This window comes from Micrococcus sp. KT16 (assembly GCF_003315015.1).
Classification (GTDB): domain Bacteria; phylum Actinomycetota; class Actinomycetes; order Actinomycetales; family Micrococcaceae; genus Micrococcus; species Micrococcus luteus.
Genome location: NZ_QNRG01000008.1, coordinates 1 through 20,680 on the forward strand (window position 1 = coordinate 1; position 20,680 = coordinate 20,680).

The 20,680-nt window shown below is 74.0% G+C and carries 17 protein-coding genes; 11 read left to right on the plus strand and 6 right to left on the minus strand.

The window, feature by feature from the left end; genetic code table 11:
* Window positions 1–203: 203 nt before the first annotated feature.
* Window positions 204–725, minus strand: coding sequence for an adenine phosphoribosyltransferase (locus DE149_RS07730; protein WP_043278777.1), 522 nt, complete (start codon window positions 723–725; stop codon window positions 204–206).
* Between the two features lie 100 nt (window positions 726–825).
* Between DE149_RS07730 and DE149_RS07735 the strand changes: the two genes are divergently transcribed.
* The 8 genes from DE149_RS07735 (at window position 826) to DE149_RS07770 (ending at window position 10,623) form a co-directional block, all read left to right on the plus strand.
* Window positions 826–2,361: a peptide MFS transporter gene (locus tag DE149_RS07735; RefSeq protein ID WP_036316670.1), complete on the plus strand. Its 1,536-nt coding sequence runs from the start codon at window positions 826–828 to the stop codon at window positions 2,359–2,361.
* An 85-nt stretch (window positions 2,362–2,446) separates the two neighbouring features.
* A complete protein-coding gene (gene gcvH / locus DE149_RS07740) occupies window positions 2,447–2,833 on the plus strand; it encodes a glycine cleavage system protein GcvH (protein ID WP_002854607.1) in 387 nt (128 codons plus the stop codon).
* A gap of 101 nt (window positions 2,834–2,934) precedes the next feature.
* A complete protein-coding gene (locus DE149_RS07745; RefSeq protein WP_002854606.1) occupies window positions 2,935–3,360 on the plus strand; it encodes an FHA domain-containing protein in 426 nt (141 codons plus the stop codon).
* A 12-nt stretch (window positions 3,361–3,372) separates the two neighbouring features.
* On the plus strand, window positions 3,373–4,116 hold the full coding sequence (locus tag DE149_RS07750; RefSeq protein WP_051995300.1) for a MerR family transcriptional regulator: 744 nt from the start codon (window positions 3,373–3,375) through the stop codon (window positions 4,114–4,116).
* Window positions 4,109–4,624: a bifunctional nuclease family protein gene (locus DE149_RS07755; protein ID WP_052007123.1), complete on the plus strand. Its 516-nt coding sequence runs from the start codon at window positions 4,109–4,111 to the stop codon at window positions 4,622–4,624. The genes DE149_RS07750 and DE149_RS07755 overlap by 8 nt, the downstream gene beginning before the upstream one ends.
* 212 nt (window positions 4,625–4,836) lie before the next feature.
* Window positions 4,837–5,400, plus strand: a complete 564-nt coding sequence (locus tag DE149_RS07760; protein ID WP_113914277.1) for a MerR family transcriptional regulator — start codon at window positions 4,837–4,839, stop codon at window positions 5,398–5,400.
* Window positions 5,401–5,558: 158 nt separating this feature from the next.
* Window positions 5,559–9,077: a pyruvate carboxylase gene (locus DE149_RS07765; protein ID WP_113914278.1), complete on the plus strand. Its 3,519-nt coding sequence runs from the start codon at window positions 5,559–5,561 to the stop codon at window positions 9,075–9,077.
* An 82-nt stretch (window positions 9,078–9,159) separates the two neighbouring features.
* A complete protein-coding gene (locus DE149_RS07770) occupies window positions 9,160–10,623 on the plus strand; it encodes a mycothione reductase (RefSeq protein ID WP_113914279.1) in 1,464 nt (487 codons plus the stop codon).
* Window positions 10,624–10,684: 61 nt separating this feature from the next.
* Here DE149_RS07770 and DE149_RS07775 read toward each other — a convergent pair whose 3' ends face one another.
* Window positions 10,685–12,523 (minus strand): long-chain fatty acid--CoA ligase, encoded by a 1,839-nt coding sequence (locus DE149_RS07775; protein WP_036340491.1) that lies wholly within the window; start codon window positions 12,521–12,523, stop codon window positions 10,685–10,687.
* A gap of 114 nt (window positions 12,524–12,637) precedes the next feature.
* Window positions 12,638–13,408 (minus strand): carboxylesterase, encoded by a 771-nt coding sequence (locus tag DE149_RS07780; RefSeq protein WP_036316677.1) that lies wholly within the window; start codon window positions 13,406–13,408, stop codon window positions 12,638–12,640.
* 68 nt (window positions 13,409–13,476) lie between these two features.
* Between DE149_RS07780 and DE149_RS07785 the strand changes: the two genes are divergently transcribed.
* Both DE149_RS07785 and DE149_RS07790 read left to right on the plus strand, forming a co-directional pair.
* Window positions 13,477–14,184 carry a 1-acyl-sn-glycerol-3-phosphate acyltransferase gene (locus DE149_RS07785; RefSeq protein ID WP_036316678.1) on the plus strand — a complete coding sequence of 236 codons (708 nt, stop codon included), beginning with the start codon at window positions 13,477–13,479 and terminating at the stop codon, window positions 14,182–14,184.
* Between the two features lie 71 nt (window positions 14,185–14,255).
* Complete coding sequence (locus DE149_RS07790) at window positions 14,256–15,668, plus strand: class II 3-deoxy-7-phosphoheptulonate synthase (RefSeq protein WP_002854593.1); 1,413 nt, start codon at window positions 14,256–14,258, stop codon at window positions 15,666–15,668.
* Between the two features lie 24 nt (window positions 15,669–15,692).
* Here DE149_RS07790 and pknB read toward each other — a convergent pair whose 3' ends face one another.
* Together pknB and DE149_RS07800 are read right to left on the minus strand one after the other, a co-directional pair.
* On the minus strand, window positions 15,693–17,630 hold the full coding sequence (gene pknB, locus DE149_RS07795; RefSeq protein ID WP_233490726.1) for a Stk1 family PASTA domain-containing Ser/Thr kinase: 1,938 nt from the start codon (window positions 17,628–17,630) through the stop codon (window positions 15,693–15,695).
* A gap of 54 nt (window positions 17,631–17,684) precedes the next feature.
* On the minus strand, window positions 17,685–18,857 hold the full coding sequence (locus tag DE149_RS07800; RefSeq protein WP_113914281.1) for a LysM peptidoglycan-binding domain-containing protein: 1,173 nt from the start codon (window positions 18,855–18,857) through the stop codon (window positions 17,685–17,687).
* 210 nt (window positions 18,858–19,067) lie between these two features.
* Between DE149_RS07800 and DE149_RS07805 the strand changes: the two genes are divergently transcribed.
* Entirely contained in the window at window positions 19,068–19,466 is a 399-nt protein-coding gene (locus tag DE149_RS07805) for an Rv2175c family DNA-binding protein (protein WP_113914282.1), read from the plus strand.
* A 42-nt stretch (window positions 19,467–19,508) separates the two neighbouring features.
* On the opposite strand, the gene DE149_RS07810 is transcribed toward DE149_RS07805, so the two are convergent.
* Window positions 19,509–20,624 (minus strand): polyprenyl synthetase family protein, encoded by a 1,116-nt coding sequence (locus DE149_RS07810; RefSeq protein ID WP_113914283.1) that lies wholly within the window; start codon window positions 20,622–20,624, stop codon window positions 19,509–19,511.
* Window positions 20,625–20,680: the final 56 nt, after the last annotated feature.

Sequence of the window (20,680 nt, forward strand, 5' to 3'; positions counted from 1 at the left end):
GCGGTCGCCCGGGCTCCGCGTCGACTCGCGTGCCGTGGCCAGGAGCTCGGCCAGTTCCGCGGTTCTCCGCGCTTGTTGGCAGTAGTTTCGCAGCAGCCCGACCACATTCACGAGGCCGGAGTCCTGCAGCGCAGGGCTCCGGCTTCGTCGTACCCGGGGCCGGGCCACCTTTGCCGCCACTCCCCGTCGGTCGGGCGGGCGGTTCAGGCTGCGAACAGCACGTGCGTGTCCGGCACGACGGCCCGGCCGCCGAGGGCCCTGAGTTCCAGCAGGCAGGCCGCGCCCACCACCTCCGCACCCCGTGCCTCGATGAGCCGTCGGCCGGCGGCGAGGGTGCCGCCCGTGGCGAGGACGTCGTCGAGCAGGAGCACCCGTGACCCGGCCCGCAGGTCCTCGGAGACCTCGATGCTCGCGGTCCCGTACTCCAGCGTGTAGTCCGCGCGGGCTGCGGGCGCCGGGAGGCGCCCGGCCTTGCGCAGCGGCACGAGGCCGGTGCCTGTCAGGACGGCGGCCGCCCCGGCGAGCAGGAACCCGCGGGCCTCGAGGCCGGCCACGAGGTCGAACCGCCCCTCGAACGGCGCCACCAGGGCCTCAACACACTCCCTCAGGGCGCGGGCGTCGGCGAGCAGGGGCGTGATGTCCTGGAAGGCCACGCCCGGGCTGGGATGGTCGGGGACCACACGGATGAGCGAGCGGGCACGGGCGATCTCGGAGGTGACGGACACGGCCTCCACTCTAGGACGTACGCCGCCCGGGCCGCGGATGTGATCGGCGTCATCGGGCGGGGAGTTTGCTCTGGCTCCCTCAGGGGAGGACAGTAGATCGGTGGAAAATCCCCAGAATCCTCTCGCGGGCCGCGTGCCCGACGTCGAGCCGTCCGCCCGCGTGGCGGCGTCGACGGCCACCCGTCCCGACGACGCCACCCCCGACTGGCGCGGCCGCCCGTTCCTCGGCCAGCCCGGCCCGCTGGCGAACCTGTTCTCCGTGGAGCTGTGGGAGCGCTTCTCCTTCTACGGCATGCAGGCGATGCTCGTGTACTACATGTCCTGGACCGCCGCGGAGGGCGGCCTCGGGATCGACCCGGCCGTGGCCACGGGCATCGTCGGCGCCTACGGCGGCATGGTGTACGTGTTCTGCATCCTCGGCGGCTGGGTCGCCGACCGCCTGCTCGGTTCCGAGCGCACCATGTTCGTCAGCGCCGTCGGGATCATGTTGGGCCACATCGCGCTGGCCCTCGTCCCGGGCGTCCCGGGCCTGACCCTGGGCCTCGTGCTCGTCGCCGTCGGTTCGGGCGGCCTCAAGGCCAACGCCACGAACCTCGTCGGCTCCCTGTACTCCCGCGAGGACCCCAAGCGCGATGCCGGCTTCTCCATCTTCTACATGGGCGTGAACATCGGCGCCCTCTTCGGCCCGCTGCTCACCGGCCTGGCGCGCGACACGATGGGCTTCCACGTGGGCTTCGGCCTCGCCGCCGCCGGCATGGCCATCGGCCTGACGCAGTACGCCCTGACCCGCAAGAACCTGCCCACGGACGTGCACCGGGTCCCGGATCCGCTGCCGCGGTCGCAGTACGGCCGCTGGGGCCTGATCGGCCTGGGGATGGTCGCCGTCGTCGTGGCCCTGTTCCTCACGGACGTCATCACCCTGGACAACCTCTCCGACGCCGTCGTCGTGCTCGCCGCCGTCGCGGCCATCGCGATCTTCGCGGTCCTGCTGACCTCGACGAAGGTCTCGGAGGAGGAGCGCTCGCGCGTGAAGGCGTTCATCCCGCTGTTCATCGGCACGTCCGTGTTCTTCGCCCTCTTCCAGCAGCAGTTCACCGTGATCGCGCTGTACTCCGAGCACCGCCTCGACCGGAACCTGTTCGGCTGGCTCATGCCCATGGAGTGGGTCAACTCCATCAACCCGATCTTCATCATCGTGTTCGCCCCGGTGTTCGCCGCGCTGTGGACCAAGCTGGGCACCCGCCAGCCCGCCACCCCGGTGAAGTTCGGCATCGGCATCGTCCTGATCGGCATCGCCTTCCTGCTGTTCATCCCGGTGGCCGACGTCGCCGCCGTGCCGCTGCTGTGGCTGACGCTGATCCTCTTCGTCTGCACCATGGGCGAGCTGCTCGTCTCCCCGGTGGGCCTCTCCCTGGCCACCAAGGTCGCCCCGCGCAGCTTCCCGGTGATGATGGTGTCGCTGTACAACCTGTCCGTCGCCCTGGGCACGGCCCTGGCCGGCTCCCTGGCCGGCTCCTACTCGGAGCAGAACGAGGTGGGCTACTTCGGCACGATCGGTGCGGTCACCCTCGGCGTGGGCCTGATCGTGCTGGCCATCGCCAAGCCGGTGCGTCGCGGCATGCGCGGCGTGCTCTGAGCACGCCAGTGGCGCGAATCACGCGCCGCTCGGTAGTCTGCGAGACGACGTCATCCCTCCCGACCACACAAAGGACGCGCACTCCATGAGCTCCATCCCCGAAGGCCTGAAGTACTCCGCCGAGCACGAGTGGATCGCCGAGGCCGGTGCCGCCGGCACGGTCCGCGTGGGCATCACCGACTTCGCCCAGGATGCGCTGGGTGACGTCGTGTACGTGGACCTGCCGGAGGTCGGCACCGAGGTCACCGCGGGCACCGCGGTGGGCGAGGTCGAGTCCACGAAGTCCGTCTCGGACATCTACGCCCCGGTCTCCGGCACCGTGGCCGCCGTCAACGACGAGCTCGACGGCGAGCCCGGCCTGGTCAACTCCGCCCCCTACGAGGGCGGCTGGCTGTTCGAGATCACCCTCGCGGACGAGGCCCAGCTCGAGGGCCTCATGGACGCCGAGGGCTACGCCTCGCACACCAGCTGAGCCCCGTCCGCCGTCGCCCCGCCGCCGGCCGGCGGGGCGACGGCGTCCCCTTCGTCTCTCCCTCCGGCGCCGCGGCGCCGGCCCCCGCACAGGAGCACCCCATGAACCAGCCCGGACGTGAACCGGACCTGTCCACCTCCGCCATCAACCTCACCGAGCTGGCGCCGCTGGTCTCGGCGGACCTCACCCGTGAGGAGTCGGACGCGATCCGCGCCCTCCCGGCCGGTTCCGCGCTGCTGCTCGCCCACGAGGGCCCGGACCAGTCGGCCCGCTTCCTGCTGGACGAGGACGTGGTCTCCGTGGGGCGCCACCCGGACGCGGACATCTTCCTCGACGACGTCACCGTCTCCCGTCGTCACGCGGAGTTCCGGGCCGAGGACGGCGGCCACCGGCTCGTGGACCTGAACTCCCTCAACGGCACCTTCGTGAACCACGACCGGGTGGACGAGATCCTGCTGCGCTCCGGGATGCACGTGCAGATCGGCAAGTACCGGCTCACGTACTACGCCGGGCCGGCGCGGGGCTGAGCCGTCATCCTCGTGACCGATCCGCGCCCGCGCCCCGACGCCGTCCCCACCGCCCGCCCTGCGGGCCGGCTGGGCATCGGCGAGGTCGTAGCCTCCCTCGAAGTCGAATTCCCCGGCGTCACCGCGTCCAAGGTGCGCTTCCTGGAGGACCGCGGCCTCGTGCTGCCCGAGCGGACCAGCGCCGGCTACCGGCGCTTCCGGCCCGAGGACGTGGACCGGCTCCGGTTCGTCCTCGCCCTGCAGCGCGACCACTTCCTGCCGCTCAAGGTGATCGCCGACCACCTGGCCGCGCTGGACCGCGGTGAACGCCCCACCGGCCTGCCCGGAACCGCGGCGGCCCCGGCGTCCTCGGACGCGGAGCGGCTCGGCCGCGAGGTCGCCGGGGGCCGCCGGTCGTGGACCCGTGCCGAGCTCGCCGCCGAATCCGGGGCGGGCGAGGAGCTGCTGGCCGAGCTGGATCAGTACTCGCTCCTGCCCGTCGATCCCGACGGCGGCTACCCGAGCCACGCGATGGACGTGGCCCGGGCCGCCGTCGTGCTCGCGGGCCACGGCCTGGAGCCCCGGCACCTGCGCCCGCTGCGGGCCGCGGCCGACCGCGAACTGGGCCTGGTGGAGCGCGCCGTCGCCCCGCTGCAGGCCCGCCGCGACGCCGGCACCCGCCCCCGCGTGGCCCGCTCGGCACGCGAGATCGCGCAGGCCAGCCTGCGGCTGCATGCGGCCCTCGTGGCCGTGGGGCTGGAGCAGTGGGATGACTGAGCCGCGCCCCGTGCCCGCCGACGACGCCGGCGACGTGCCGCTCTCCGTGCTCGGCGTGCGCGTCGAGCTGCCCGAACAGCACCACGTGATACTGCTGGTGGACCCGCCCGGCCGCACGATGGTCCCGCTGTGGGTGGGCGCGCCCGAGGCCGCCGCCGCCGCGCTCGCGCTTGAGGGCGTCCGCGCGCCCCGGCCCCTCACCCATGAGCTGCTCCTGGCCGCCGTCGACGCCCTGGGCGCCGAGGTCGTGCGGGTGCGGCTCACCGAGGTCCGGGGCGAGGTCGTGCACGCCGAGCTCGTGCTCTCCACGGGCGCCCGGGTCGACGCGCGCGCGTCGGACGCCGTCGTGGTCGCCCTGCGCGCCGACGCCCCCGTGCTCGGCAGCCCTGCCGTGCTCGCGGACGCCGGCATGCCGGCGCGGACGGGGGAGGAGGACGCCGGCCAGGAGCGCGCCGTCGAGGACTTCCGCGACTTCCTGGACACGGTGCGCCCCGAGGACTTCGCCTGAGCGGAGCCGGCGCGACACGGCGCGGTCTCGCCGCCGGCTTCGTTGACCGTCCCCGGACCCGCGCGTACCTTCGAGGGGAAGAGGGCCCCGCCACCCGGGGCGCCTCCGTCGCCCTCCCCACGGTCACCGGGGAGCGCCGCCACGGTCACCGGCGGCACACGACGGTCGCGTCCCCCTCCCCGCACCGGGGGCCCCGCACCAGGAGGTTCCCCGTGACACCCACTGCAGGTCCTGGCCGGCCCCCCGCGCTCGGCGCCCAGGGCACGCTCTTCGACGAGGGCGCGACCCGGGGCGACGACGTCGGCTTCCGCGGTCCCACCGCGTGCAAGGCCGCCGGCATCACCTATCGCCAGCTCGACTACTGGGCCCGCACGGATCTCGTGGTCCCCACGGTCCGCAGCGCCTCCGGCTCCGGCTCCCAGCGGCTCTACTCGTTCCGCGACATCCTCGTCCTCAAGGTGGTCAAGCGCCTCCTGGACACCGGCGTCTCGCTCCAGCAGATCCGCACCGCCGTGGGCCACCTGCGCGAGCGGGGTGTCGAGGACCTGGCGCAGATCACCCTGATGAGCGACGGCGCCTCGGTGTACGAGTGCACCTCGGCGGACGAGGTCGTGGACCTCGTCCAGGGCGGCCAGGGCGTCTTCGGGATCGCCGTCGGCCGCGTGTGGCGCGAGGTCGAGGGCAGCCTCGCCGAGCTGCCCCGCGAGAGCGTGGTCGGGGCCCCCGAGCCGGGGGACGAGCTGGCCGGGCGGCGTCGGGCCCGCCGCTCCGCCTGACCCTCCTCCGCGGGGCGCCCGCGGCCGACGCCGGCCCCGGCACGAGGCCGGGCCGGCGTCGGCGCCCCACAGCGCCGAACCAGTCATCTTTCGTCTCGCAGCGGTGACTGTGCGCGACATGAGGCGGAACTCCGGCGCGGTGTGACACACTCCCAACCATGACCGCACCTGTCGAGAACTTCACCCCTCCAGAGGACGCGGCCGGGTCGACCGGAGCCGGCGCCGTCTTCTCCAAGGTCTTGGTGGCCAACCGCGGCGAGATCGCCGTCCGCGCCTTCCGCGCCTGCTACGAGCTGGGCGCCCGCACCGTCGCCGTCTTCCCCTACGAGGACCGCAATTCGATCCACCGCCAGAAGGCGGACGAGGCCTACCGCATCGGCGAGGAGGGCCACCCCGTGCGCGCCTACCTCGACGTGGACGAGATCATCCGCGTGGCCAAGGACGCCGGGGCCGACGCGATCTACCCGGGCTACGGCTTCCTGTCGGAGAACGCCGGCCTGGCCCGCGCCGCGGCCGAGAACGGGATCACCTTCGTCGGCCCGCCCGCCGACGTCCTCGAGCTGACCGGCAACAAGGTCGAGGCCCTGCGCGCGGCCAAGCGCGCGGGCATCCCCACCCTGGCCTCCTCGGACCCGAGCGCCGACGTCGAGTGGCTCCTGGAGCAGGCCGAGGAGATCGGCTTCCCCATCTTCGTCAAGGCCGTCGCCGGCGGCGGCGGCCGCGGCATGCGCCGCGTCGAGCGCCGCGAGGACCTGCGCGGCTCCCTCGAGGCCGCGATGCGCGAGGCGGACACCGCCTTCGGCGACCCCACCGTGTTCCTCGAGCAGGCCGTCCTGCGGCCGCGGCACATCGAGGTGCAGATCCTCGCCGACGGCGAGGGCAACGTCGTGCACCTCTTCGAGCGGGACTGCTCGCTCCAGCGCCGCCACCAGAAGGTCATCGAGATGGCCCCGGCCCCGAACCTGGACGAGGAGATCCGGCAGGCCCTGCACCGGGACGCCGTCGCCTTCGCCAAGGAGATGGGGTACGTCAACGCGGGCACCGTCGAGTTCCTCGTGGACACGGCGGGCGAGCGTGCGGGCCAGCACGTGTTCATCGAGATGAACCCCCGCATCCAGGTGGAGCACACCGTGACCGAGGAGGTCACGGACGTCGACCTGGTGGGCGCGCAGCTGCGCATCGCCGCCGGCGCCACCCTGCCCGAGCTGGGCATCACCCAGGACGCCCTCCAGGTCCGCGGCTTCGCCATCCAGTGCCGCATCACCACCGAGGACCCGGCCAACGGCTTCCGCCCGGACACCGGCACCATCACCGCCTACCGCTCGGCCGGCGGCTCCGGTGTGCGCCTCGACGGCGGCACCATCTACGCCGGTGCGGAGATCAGCCCCCACTTCGACTCCATGCTGGTCAAGCTCACCTGCCGCGGACGCGACTACGCCACGGCGGTGCGCCGCGTGCGCCGCGCCCTGGCAGAGTTCCGCGTGCGCGGCGTGGCCACCAACATCCCGTTCCTGATGAACGTGATGGACGACCCGCAGTTCCTCAGCGGCGACGTCGCCACGGACTTCATCGACAAGCACCCCGAGCTGGCCACGGTGAACCGCTCCCAGGACCGCGGATCCAAGGCCCTGCAGTATCTCGTGGACGTCACCGTCAACCAGCCGCACGGCCCGCGCGTCGAGGGCATCGACCCTCGCGACCGCCTCCCCGAGCACCCGGGCGACAAGCACCAGGAGCCGGACCGCTCGCCCTTCGACGGCCCGAGCCGGAACGAGGACGCGGTGCCCCCGCGCGGCTGGCGTCAGGTGCTGCTGGAGCAGGGCCCCGAGGGCTTCGCCCGCACCCTGCGCGAGCAGACCGCGCTGGCCGTCACGGACACCACGTTCCGCGACGCCCACCAGTCCCTGCTGGCCACCCGCGTCCGCACGCGCGACCTGCTGGCCGCCGCCCCCGCCGTCGCGCACACCCTGCCGGGGCTGCTCTCGGTGGAGGCCTGGGGCGGGGCGACGTACGACGTCGCGCTGCGCTTCCTCCACGAGGACCCGTGGCAGCGCCTCGAGCTGCTGCGCGCGGAGCTGCCGAACATCCCGATCCAGATGCTGCTGCGCGGCCGCAACACGGTGGGCTACACGCCGTACCCCACCGAGGTGACGGACGCGTTCGTGGCCGAGGCCGCGGCGTCCGGCGTCGACGTGTTCCGCATCTTCGACGCCCTCAACGACGTCGAGCAGATCACCCCGGCCATCGAGGCGGTGCGTGCCACGGGCACCGCCGTGGCCGAGGCGGCCCTGTGCTACACGGGCAACATGACGGACCCGAAGGAGACGCTCTACACGCTCGACTACTACCTGGGCCTCGCCCGCCGGATGGTCGACGCCGGCGCCCACGTCCTGGCGATCAAGGACATGGCGGGCCTGCTGCGGCCCGCCGCGGCGCGCGAGCTGGTCACCGCCCTGCGCGCCGAGTTCGACCTGCCCGTGCACCTGCACACGCACGACACCGCCGGCGGTCAGCTGGCCACCCTGCTCGCAGCGGCGGAGGCCGGCGTGGACGCCGTCGACGCGGCCACCGCGTCCATGGCGGGCACCACCAGCCAGGTGCCGCTGTCCGCCCTGGTGGCGGCGCTCGAGCACACGGAGCGGGACACCGGTCTCGGCCTCGAGGCCGCCACCGCGATGGAGCCCTACTGGGAGTCCGTCCGCTCGGCGTACGCGCCCTTCGAGGCGGGGCTGCCCGCCCCGACCGGCCGCGTGTACCACCACGAGATCCCGGGCGGCCAGCTGTCCAACCTGCGCACGCAGGCGATCGCGCTCGGCCTGGGGGAGCGGTTCGAGGCCATCGAGTCGATGTACGCCGCGGCCGACGACCTGCTCGGCCACCTCGTCAAGGTCACCCCGTCCTCCAAGGTGGTGGGCGATCTGGCGCTGCAGCTGGTCGGCTCCGGCGTGGACCCGAAGGAGTTCGCGGAGCGTCCGCAGGAGTTCGACATCCCGGACTCCGTGATCGGCTTCCTGCGCGGCGAGCTCGGCGACCCGCCCGGCGGCTGGCCGGAGCCCTTCCGGACCAAGGCCCTCCAGGGTCGCCGCGAGGGCGCGGGCATGGTGGAGATCTCCGCGGAGGACTCGAGCGCCCTCGGCGAGGCCGGACAGACCCGCCGCGGGGTGCTGAACCGCCTGCTCTTCCCCGGCCCCACGAAGGAGTTCGAGGCGCACCGCGAGGAGTTCGGGGACACCGTCACCCTGCACACCCGCGACTTCCTCTACGGCCTCGTCCCCGGGCGCGAGCACGTCATCTCGCTCGGACGCGGTGTGCGGCTGCTCGCCACCCTCATGTCCGTCTCCGAGCCGGACGAGAAGGGCATGCGCACCGTGATGGTCACCCTGAACGGCCAGCTGCGCCAGATGACCGTCCGCGACCGCTCGATCGAGTCCACCGTGCGGACCGCGGAGAAGGCGGACCCCGGCACCCCCGGCCACGTCGCCGCCCCGTTCGCGGGCTCGGTCACCGTCCAGGTGGCCGAGGGCGACGCCGTCGAGGTCGGCCAGGCGGTGGCCACGATCGAGGCGATGAAGATGGAGGCCGCGATCACGGCCCAGGTCGCGGGCACCGTGCGCCGCGTGGTCACGGAGGGCATCACGCCCGTCAACGGCGGAGACCTGCTGCTCGTGATCGAGTGAGCCCCGCGTGAGCCCGCCGCCGGCGGGCCGCCCCACGGGCCCGGACGCCACCGCGTCCGGGCCCGTGCCTATCCTGGGAGGCATGGCCACCACTGCGGAACACCACGACCTGCTCATCATCGGCTCCGGATCGGGGAACTCCCTGGTCAGCGAACACTGGAAGGGCCGGAGCGTCGTGATCGCCGACTCCGGCCCGTTCGGCGGCACCTGCATGAACGTCGGCTGCATCCCCACCAAGATGTACGCCTACCCGGCCAGCCTGGCGGCGCTGCCGCCCGAGGCCCGGAGCCTCGGGGTGGGGCTGGAGTTCACGGGCGCCGACTTCCCGGCCATCCGGGACCGCATCTTCACGCGCATCGACGGCATCAGCCGCGACGGGCTCCGCTACCGCCGGGACGATCTGGACTACACGAGCGTGATCCAGGAGGAGGTCCGCTTCGTCGGCCCCCGCCGCGTGCGCACCGCCTCGGGCCGGGAGATCACGGCGGACCAGGTGGTGGTCGCCGCGGGGTCGCGGCCCACCCTCCCGGCGATCCCGGGCCTGGACCTGCCGTCGGTGCACACCTCGGACACCGTGATGCGGATGGATCGGCTGCCGCGGCGGCTGCTCGTGGTGGGCGGCGGGTTCATCGCCTGCGAGTTCGCGTCCGTCTTCGCCGGGCTGGGCACCGAGGTCGTCCAGGTCAACCGCGGCCACCGGCTGCTCAAGCAGCACGACATGTCCGTGTCCACGACGTTCACGAAGATCGCGGCCCGGCGGTGGGACCTGCGCACGGGGTGGACCCCGGCCGGGATCGAACCGGTCGAGGACGCCGAGCGGGCCGCGGACGGCTGGGTCCGGGTGCGCCTGGATCGCGCGGAGGGCCAGGAGCAGACCGGCATCGTGGAGGAGGCCATCGAGGCGGACGCGGTGCTGATCGCGGTCGGCCGGACGCCGAACACGGACCGCCTCGACCCCGCCGCCGCGGGACTGGACGTCACCGACGACGGCATCCTGGCCAGCGACGAGCACCAGCGCGCACTCTCCGACGGTGCTCCGGTGGAGGGGGTCTACGTGCTCGGGGATGTCGCCAACACGTGGCAGCTCAAGCACGTGGCCAATCATGAGGCCCGCGTCATCGCGCACAACCTGGAGCATCCGGACGACCTCCGCACCAACACGCTCGGCCCCGTGCCGGCGGCCGTGTTCACCCATCCGCAGGCGGCCTCCGTCGGGCTCACGGTGGAACAGGCGCTCGCCGACTACGGCGCGGACGCGATCACGGTGAAGACCCAGTCCTTCGGGGACGTCGCCTACGGCTGGGCCATGGAGGACACCGAGGGCGTGTGCACCGTCGTCGCGGAGAAGGCCACGGGACGGATCCTGGGCGGGCACATCCTGGGGCACGAGGCCGCGAACCTCATCCAGCCGCTCGTGACCGGCATGGCGTTCGGCATCGACGCCCACCGGCTCGCGCGGGGCCAGTACTGGCCCCACCCGGCCCTCACCGAGGTCGTCGAGAACGCGCTGCTGGGCCTGGACGTGCCGGACTCCGGTCTGCTCTGACCGGACCCGCGGGGACGACGACGCCCGGCCGCGGGGGCCGGGCGCCGTCGTCGAGGGGCGTTCAGTTCTGCGGGGCGGGCTCCCCGTAGATGTCCGCGATCTGCGCGGCGAAGTCCTTCATGATCGCCGACCGGCGCATCTTCAGGGACGGGGTCACATGGCCCTCCTCCAGGGAGAAGTCGCGGTCGAGGATGCGGAACTCCCGGATCCCCTCGGCGCGCGAGACCAGGCTGTTGGCCTTGTCCACGGCCTCCTGGATGTGACGGCGCACCGCGTCCTCGCGTGCGGCCGCAGCGACGTCGAGGTCCTTCGGCAGCCCGTTCGCGGCGAGCCACGCGGGCAGGGTGTCGGTGTCGAGGGTGACGATCGCCGCGATGAAGGGCTTGCCGTCGCCGACCACCATCACCTGGGAGACGAGCGCGTCGCTGCGGATCGCGTCCTCGAGCATCGCCGGTGCCACGTTCTTGCCGCCGGCCGTCACCAGCAGCTCCTTCTTGCGGCCGGTGATCGTGAGGAAGCCGTCGTCGTCCAGGGCCCCGAGGTCGCCGGTGCGGAACCAGCCGTCTTCGAAGGCCTCCTCGTTCGCCTCCGGCCGGTTGTGGTAGCCGCGCATCAGCGACGTGCCGCGCGTGAGGATCTCGCCGTCCTCGGCGATCCGCACCTGGTTGCCGCCGAGGGGGTGTCCGACCGTGCCGATCTTCAGCCGGTCCGGCCGGCCCACGGTGATGGGGGCCGTCGTCTCGGTGAGGCCGTAGCCCTCGAGGATGGTCACGCCCACGCCGCGGAAGAAGTGCGCCAGGTCGGTGGAGAGGGGGCCGCCGCCGGAGACCGCGTACGCGAGCCGGCCGCCCATGGCCGTCCGGATCCGGCGGTAGACGAGCGCGGAGTAGAACGCGCGCTGCAGCCGCAGGGGCGCCGTCATCTGGCCCGAGTCCAGCGCCCGGGACCAGCGGATCGCCACGTCCGCGCCACGGCGGAAGATCTTCTCCTTGCCGCCGCTCTGCGCGTTGAGCAGCGCCGCGTTGTAGATCTTCTCGAACACGCGCGGCACGGCCAGCACGAAGCTCGGCTGGAAGGTCTGCAACGAGACCGAGAGCCGCTTGATGTCCGAGACGTGCCCGCAGCGTGCGCCCGCGGCGACGGTGAGCACAGAGACGAAGCGCGCGAACACGTGCGCCAGGGGGATGAACAGCACGGTGGAGGTGTCCTCGCGGACGACGTCGCCGAGCGAGGAGGACAGGGTCTGGTTGACGAGCTCCGCGAAGTTCTCGTGCGTGAGCTCGCAGCCCTTGGGCCGGCCCGTGGTGCCGGAGGTGTAGATGATGGTCGCCAGGTCGGCCAGGCCGGCGGAGGACCGGCGCGTCTCGAGCTCCTCATCGGTGACGTCCGCGCCCAGGGCGACGAGCGCCTCGAGGCCGGAGCCGGGGGCGCCGTCGGCCGGGTCCATCGTCCACAGGCCGATCAGCTCCGGCAGGCCCTCGCGCTGCACCGCGTCCCGCACCGTCTTGGCGAGGTCCTCGTTCCCGGTCACGACGGCGCGCACGTCCGAGTCCTCGATGATCCAGGACACCTGGCTGACGGAGGAGGTCTCGTACACCGGCACGGTGACCGCGCCGGCATACCAGATGGCGAAGTCGACCAGTGTCCACTCCAGGCGGGTGGAGGCCAGGAGACCGACCGTCTCCCCGGGCTGGATCCCGGCGGCGATGAGCCCCTTGGCCAGGGCCCGCACGCGTTCGCGGGCGTCCCGGGCGGAGACGTCCGTCCACTGGTCCTGCGCGTCGGGCACCGCGAAGAGGCCGTGGTCGGGACGCTCCGTGGCCTGGCGTTCCAGGAAGTCCGTGATGTTCGCCTCCGGGGACAGGCGGGGGTGGTGGTACGGCTCGCTGATCTCGTGCATGGGACTCCTCGGGCGTCGGGTCGGTCCCGCCGACCGATGGTCGGCGGAACGGAAGTATGTGTGAGTCGTGTCACGCACACTCTACAACCGGCAGCGGCAGGGTCCGGGCGCGACTCAGTGCGTCGTCATGGCGGCGACCGCGCTCCGGCCGTGGTCGATCAGCAGCGGCAGGTCGTAGTCGAGCGTGGCGACGTGGCGGCTGCGGGGCAGTCCCACCACCTCCACGGGGGCCTGGCGCAGGCCCCGCACCAGGGTCCGGTGGCTCGAGGCGGGCACGACGGCGTCGCGGGCGGACCGGTAGACCGTCACGGGAGCGGTGATCCGCGGCAGGGCGCGGCGGGCGGCCCGCTGGATGCGGCCGAGGGCGGCGACGCCGGCCACCGGCGTGCGGGGGTAGGCGCGCTCGCGCGCCGTCGGGTCCGCGATGTCGTCCGCGATCGGGGCGACCGTGGGGACGAACGGGGCCAGCAGCGGGGCGAAGGGGGCGAGCGGGCTGGCGAAGCGCAGCGCGGGGTTCACCACGAGCACCCCGGCCACGGGTCGGTGGGCGGCGGCGTCGAGCGCGAGGGCGCCGCCCATCGAGATGCCCGCCATGACCACGCGGCCGTGTCGGGCGAGCTCGAGGTCCACGACGGCCCGGACGGCGGCGCGGATCTCGTCCGCACCGGTGGCGGCGAGGTCCTCCCACCGGGTGCCGTGCCCCGGCAGCAGGGGCACGCTCACGGGGGAGCCGCCTGCCGCGAGCCCCTCGGCCCAGGCGCGGACGGAGGCCGGAGTCGAGGTGAACCCGTGCAGGAGCACGACGCAGTGGTCGCGCCGGGCGGGAGCGGCGGGCATGAGGCGCAGGGGGAGGTCTTCGGGGGCGACGGCGACGGGGCGGGGCATGGTGCCAGGGTAAGGCAGGCGGACCATACGATGGGCAGGCACCCGACCGCCCCGACCGGAAGGCCCTCGTGTCCACGTTCTACTGGTCCGCCAAGACGTTCGCCGTGGCTCCGGCCACCCGCCTGCTGTTCCGCCCCTGGGTGAAGGGCCTCGGGAACGTGCCGGCCGAGGGCCCGGCGATCCTGGCCAGCAACCACCTGTCCGTCTCGGACTCGGTGTTCATGCCGGCCATGCTCGACCGCCAGGTGCACTTCCTGGCCAAGCACGAGTACTTCACCGGCCCGGGCGTGAAGGGCTGGGTCACCCGCCGGTTCTTCGAGGCGGCGAACCAGCTGCCCATGGACCGCTCCGGCGGAGAGGCGTCCCTGCGCTCGCTGGACGCGGGCCTCGAGGCGCTGCGGGAGGGCCGGCTGCTCGGGATCTACCCGGAGGGCACCCGCAGCCCGGACGGGCGGCTGCACCGCGGCAAGATCGGCGTGGCCAAGCTCGCGCTGGCCTCGGGCGCGCCCGTGGTGCCCATCGCGATGATCGGCACGGACCGGGTGCAGCCGATCGGCCACGTGCTGCCGCGGATCCGGCGCCTGGGCATGATCTTCGGCGAGCCGCTGGACTTCTCCGACCGTGCCGAGGCCGCCGGCGACCCCCGGGTGCTGCGGGAGGTGACGGACGAGATCATGGAGGCCATCCGGCGCCTGTCGGGCCAGGAGTACGTGGACACCTACGCGGCGGACGTGAAGGCGGGCCGTACGGCCGCTCCGCCACGCGCCCGCGACTGAGCGGGGCCCGCGCGTCGTCATCCGGGGACGCTCAGACCGGGGCGCGGCACGCGGCCCCTAGCCTGGTGCACATGACTGAAGACCCCCGCGAGAAGATCCTGGCCTTCGGCACCGCCATCTCGGAGGGCGCCGCCGACATCCCCGGCCTGGACCACTGGCGCTCGCTGCCGATCGCGCAGGCGCCGTCCTGGGCGGACGAGGCCGATCACCGCGCCGCCGTCGCCGAGCTGAGCGCCCTGCCCCCGCTCGTCTTCGCGGGCGAGGTCGACCTGCTGCGCGCCCGTCTGGCCGACGTCGCCCAGGGCCGCGCGTTCCTCCTGCAGGGCGGCGACTGCGCCGAGACGTTCGCCGGGTCCACCGCCAACCGGATCAGCGCCCGGGTGAAGACCATCCTGCAGATGGCCGCGGTGCTGACCTACGGCGCCTCCATGCCGGTCGTGAAGATGGGCCGGATCGCCGGCCAGTTCGCCAAGCCGCGGTCCTCGGACACGGAGACCCGCGACGGCGTCACGCTGCCCAGCTTCCGCGGCGAGATCGTGAACGGCTACGAGTTCACCGAGCAGGCACGCCGGCACGACGCCCGACGGATGGTGCAGGCCTACCACACCTCCGCCTCCACCCTGAACCTGGTCCGCGCCTTCACCCAGGGCGGCTTCGCCGATCTGCGCAGCGTGCACCAGTGGAACCAGGGCTTCATGGCCAACCCGGCCTACGCCCAGTACGAGGAGATGGCCGCCGAGATCGACCGCGCGGTCCGCTTCATGAACGCCGCGGGCGTGGACTTCGAGGCCATGCGCCGCACCGAGTTCTACTCGGCCCACGAGGCGCTCCTGCTCGACTACGAGCGCGCCCTGACCCGCGTGGACTCACGCAGCGGCGACCCCTACGCCACGAGCGCCCACTTCCTGTGGATCGGCGAGCGCACCCGCCAGGTGGATGGCGCCCACGTCGACTTCCTCTCCCGGGTCCGCAACCCGATCGGCGTGAAGCTCGGCCCGACCACCACGACCGCGGATGCCCTCGAGCTCGCGGAGCGGCTGGACCCGGAGCGCGAGCCGGGCCGCCTGACCTTCATCACCCGCATGGGCGCGGAGCGGATCCGGGACGTGCTCCCCGGCATCGTCGAGGGCGTCCGGGACGCGGGGCTGGAGCCGGTGTGGGTCACCGACCCCATGCACGGCAACACCGTGACCGCGGCCAACGGCTACAAGACCCGCCGGTTCGAGGACGTGATGGACGAGGTCAGCGGCTTCTTCGAGGTGCACCGCGAGCTCGGCACGCACCCGGGCGGCATGCACGTCGAGCTGACCGGCGACGACGTCGCCGAGTGCCTGGGCGGCTCCGACCCGATCAACGAGGCCGACTTCGACGCCCGCTACGAGACGCTGTGCGACCCGCGGCTGAACCACCAGCAGTCCCTGGAGATGGCGTTCAAGGTCACCGAGGCCCTCTCCCACCCCGAGCGCCGCGCGCCGCGGGCCTGACCGCGCGGCCGGGCACGCCCCGGCTCAGCCGACCCAGACGTGGACCGCGGTGCCCTCGGGCAGGGCGGTCCCGGCGGCGGGGGACTGGTGCAGGACCCGGGACTCGCCCCGGCCGGAGAGCGGCAGCGGCAGGCGATGCACGCGGGCGTCCCAGCCGTCGTCCGCCAGCGTCGTGCCCGCCATCTCCGGATCCTGCCCGGTCGCGTCCGGCACCGGGCGCACGGCGCGGCCTTCGGAGAGCACCACGCGGACCGCGGTGCCCGGCGTCGCCTGCTCGCCGGGGGCCGGGTGCTGCTCGAGCACGGCCCCGGCCGGCACCGCGGGATCGGTGCGGCGCTCCGCGACCTCCACGGTGAATCGGGCGCCCCGGGCCACGCCGTGGGCCCGCCGGATCACGACGCCGGTCAGGTCCGGCACCGGCACCGGCGCGGGGCCGGCGGAGACGGTGAGCTCGACGGGGGTGCCGCGCCCCGCCGGCTCCCCGGCCGCGGGCGAGCTGGCGACGACCGTGCCCTCCGTGCGGAGTTCGTCGTGCCGGGCCGTGACCGCCGCGGTGAAGCCCGCGGCGGTCAGCCGTTCCTCCGCCGCCTCCCGGGCCAGCCCGTCGAGGTCGGGGACCACCGCCACGCCGCCGACTCCGAGGCCGCCGGAGCCCAGCGTCCAGCCCAGCAGCAGGGCGACGCCGGTGAGCAGCAGGGTCACGGCCGCGCCGATCGCGGCGGCCCGGCCGGTGCCCTGGCCGAGGTCGAGCGCGGGACGGCGGGCCGCCCGACGCAGCCGCCGCTGGGAGCTGCGCCCCGGATGCCGGTCCGCCGGAGCGGGGTCGAGCCCGAGCGGGCCGATCGGCTCCGCCGGGTGCGCGGCGGGCCGCGGGTCGCCCCCGTGCGTCGCCACACGGGTGTCGATGACGTCGGTCATGTCCTCGTCGAGGTCGGACTCGGCCAGGGCGGGGAGCAGGCGCGTCGCGTGGTGGTCGCCGGCGTCGAGGGCCCGGGTCTCCAGGTTCCCGTCCGGGGCTGCGTCCTCGGGGCCATCGGCGGCGGGGGCGCCCACCGCCGGCTCCGCATCCGGGCCCTCGGCGGGGTGGCGGTCCGGTTCGTCGGCGTCCAGGCCCGCCGCCACGGCGTCGATGCGGTGCAGGAGCTCGCCGGCACCGGCGGGCCGGTCGGCCGGGTCCGGCTCGGTGCACCACAGCACGAGGTCGTCGAGGTCCTCGGGGAGCCCGGGGTGCAGCGTGGACGGCACGGGGACCCGCTCGTGGACGTGTCGGTAGGCGACCTGCAGCGCGGTCGCCGCGGTGTACGGCTGGCGGCCCGTGAGCAGCTCGAACAGGATGATGCCCACGGCGTACACGTCGGAGCGGGCGTCGGCGGGCGCCCCGGCGATGTGCTCGGGGGCGAGGTAGGCGGGCGTGCCCACGACGGCCTGCCCGGCCATGGTGTGGGCCGTGGCGGCGCGGGACAGGCCGAAGTCCGCGACCGTCACCCGGCCGTCGTCGCGGACGAGCACGTTCTCGGGCTTCACGTCCCGGTGCACCAGCCCGGCGCGGTGCGCGGCGGCCAGGCCGTCGACGAGCGGACGCAGGAACCGCAGCGCCTCCCGGGGCGAGAGCGGGGCCCGGTCCCGGATGACGGTGCGCAGCGTGCGGCCGGGCACGTGCTCCATCACGAGGTAGGCCAGCACGTCGCCGTCCTCGGCCTCGGTGTGGCCCTGGTCCAGGACCGCGACGACGTGCGGATGGGACAGCCGCGCCGTCGTCTTGGCCTCCTGCTCGAACCGGCCGACGAGGACGGGGTCCTCCGCCAGGTGCGGGTGCATGACCTTGAGCGCCACCTGGCGGTCGAGACGCTCGTCCACGGCCAGGTAGACGGTGGACATGCCGCCCCGGGCCAGCCGCTCGACGACCCGGTAGCGGCCGTCGACGATGCCCCCCACGAGGGGGTCGCGGCGTGCGCTGCTCATCGTCCCAGGGTAGGACAGGCGGCGGACCCCTCGGGGCGGTCCGCCGCCGGCGGATCAGAACATCGCCATCGCGGCGCGCACCTTGGCCACGTAGTCCCGTGCCTCCGGGTTCAGGCCGCTGTCCAGCACCCCGCCGAGGCCCTGGTAGTAGGCCCCGATGCCCTCATCGAGGGTGGGGGTGCGGTCCTGCACGTACTTGATGAACGCGACGCCGGCCACCGCGTTGTCGTGGGGGTCCAGCAGGTTCAGCTCGCGGCCCACCAGCTCCGAGGCGAACTCGCCCGTGATCGGGATGACCTGCATCGCCCCCACGGCGTTGCCGGGGGAGACCGAGGCCATGCGGAAGCGGGACTCGGTGTACGCGTGGCCCAGGGCCAGGCGAGGGTCCACGCCCATCCGCTCGGCGGTCTCGCGGACGATCTGCTGCATCTGCTCGGGGGTGGGCTGCGGGACGGAGCGCAGCAGGCGCAGGTTCTCGTTCGCCGAGGCCGTCACGTGCGGCGCGTAGGTGCGCCCGAGGAAGGTGTCGCCGACCGCCTGGACGGCGGAGACCGGCTCCACCTCGAGGGTGCCGTCGGAGATCACGAGCACGTCGCCGGGGTGCAGCGTCGAGGCCCGCGTCAGGCCGTTGAGCTCGCGCAGACGGGGGATGGAGACCTCGAACCGCTGGGAGATCCCCCAGAGGGAGTCGCCGGAGACCACGGTGTACCGGACCGTCCCGCCGGCCGCCGTCGGGGTCTTCGATGCCGGCGCGGTGGCGGGGGTCGTGGTCGGGGCGGGCGACGCGGGGGCCTTCGGTGCGGCGGCCGTGCGCTGCGTGGTCAGGACCATGCCCGGGTGGAGCATGCTCGACGCGCTCATGCCGTTGAGCCGCTGCAGCTGCGCGGCGGAGACGCCGGTGCGGCGGGCGATGACCCACCACCCGTCGTTCGGCTGCACCGTGTAGGTCCCCGCGGCCGGGGCCGGGGCCGCCGCGCCGGTCAGGCGGAGCTCGTCACCCGGGTAGAGCACGGTCTCCAGGCCCAGGCCGTTGAACCGCAGCAGGTCGGCGACGGAGACGCCGCGGGCGGCCGAGATCCGGGTGAGGGAGTCGCCCGGGCGCACGGTGTGCACCGCCGCCTCCTGGGCGTGGGCCTGGGCGGGCAGACCGGTGAGCAGCAGCAGGGGCACCGCACCGCCGGTCAGGACGGAGCGCAGGCGGCGGGAGCGGACGGGGGTGTGGGACACGGCAGACCTCGGCATCGGATCGGACGGATGGAACACGACGGGGAAGTGACGGGTGGGACCCGTGGCCCCCGCGGTCGACCGACGACGTCGGCGCCCGGCCATGGAGCCTCGGCGATGTTATCGGAATGTGATCTTCGTGACCATACTGAGATCCATGCCGTCCGGGGCGCGATGGGCCGGGCCCGTCGGCGGCCACGTAGGCTGGCGCCTGTGAGCACCACTTCCTCCGACACCCCGGTCCCCGCTGACGCGATCCCCGCCGAGCTCGACGCCCTCGTGGGCGAGTGGCTCTCCGTGCCCGACGTGGCGGAGCGCCTCGACCAGCGTGTGACCCGCGTCCACAACCTCGTGCATGATCGCCGCCTGCTGGCCGTGCGTCGCCCCGAGCCCGCGGTGCGGTCCGTGCCGGCGCTGTTCCTCACCGAGACCGGCGTGCTCGATTCCCTGCAGGGCACGCTCGTGCTGCTGGCCGACGCCGGCTTCTCCGACGAGGAGGCCCTCCGTTGGCTGTTCACCGAGGACAAGTCGTTGCCCGGCCGGCCCATCGACGCGCTCCGGGACGGTCGGAAGACCGAGATCCGGCGCCGCGCCCAGGCCCTGGCCTGGTGAGCCGACCCGCGGGCGGCCATCCGCCCGCGGGGTCCGTGCGGCTCAGTGGCGGCGCGACGTGTAGGCGTCGATCAGCTGCGTGAGCTCGGCGCTCACATCCTCGGGGACGCCGTGCGCGAGCAGGCCCGCCACGGCGCCGGCCGCCTCGTGCGAGAGCACCGCGACCCGCTCTTCGACGGCCTGGCGCGCACCGCACGCCTCGAGGACGGCCTGCCAGTGGGCCACCCGGTCCGCGCCGAGGTCGGGATCGCCGAGGTCCGCGTCGAGCGCGGCGACCTCGTCCGGGGCGAGCAGCTCGACGGCGCGGGCGATGAGCACCGTCTGTTTCCCCTCCCGCAGGTCGTCGCCCGCGGGCTTGCCCGTGGTCGCCGGATCGCCGAACACGCCGAGCAGGTCGTCCCGGTACTGGAACGCCATGCCGAACGGCAGCGACACCCGGGCGAACGCGGTCACCAGCCCGTCGTCCGCCCCCGCCAGCAGCCCGCCCAGGGCCAGCGGGTGCACCGCCGAATAGCGGGCCGACTTGTGCTCCACCACCGCCTCGGCGGCCGCCTCGGCCTCGCGGGCATCGCGCGCCGCCGGGGCCATCTCGGCCACCACGTCGAGGTACTGACCCGCCATCACGCCGAAGCGCATCCGCTCGAGCTCGGCCCGCGCCCGATCCTCCCGGGGCGTGCCGGCGAGGACGCGCGCGAAGGCCGTCTCGCTCATCCCCAGGGCGACGTCGCCGGCGAGGATCGCGGCGGAGACGCCGAAGTGCTCCGCGGCGTGGCGCCAGCCCGCCTCCCGGTGGAGGGACTCGAAGCGGCGGTGCACGCTGGGCATCCCCCGGCGGGTGTCCGAGCGGTCCAGGATGTCGTCGTGGATCAGCGCCGCGGCCTGGAACAGCTCGAACGCCGCGCCCGCCTCGGCGATGCGGGGGTCCTCCGCCTCGCCGCCGGCCGCCCGCCAGCCGAGCCAGGCCAGGACGGCGCGCAGGCGCTTGCCGCCCGCGGTCAGGTCCGCGATCGCGTCCACGAGGGGCGCCGTCAGCGGGTGGACGTCCCGGGCGCGTTCGCGGTGCTCCGCCAGCAGGCGGTCGAGGGCGTCGGCGACGGCGGCGCGGAAGCGGTCCTGGTCGGCGGGACGGGGGCGGGGGACGGCGACGTCGGCGGGCATGGCCCCACCCTAGCCGCGCCGCGCGGCGGCTCGCCGGTCCCGGATAGGCTCGGTCC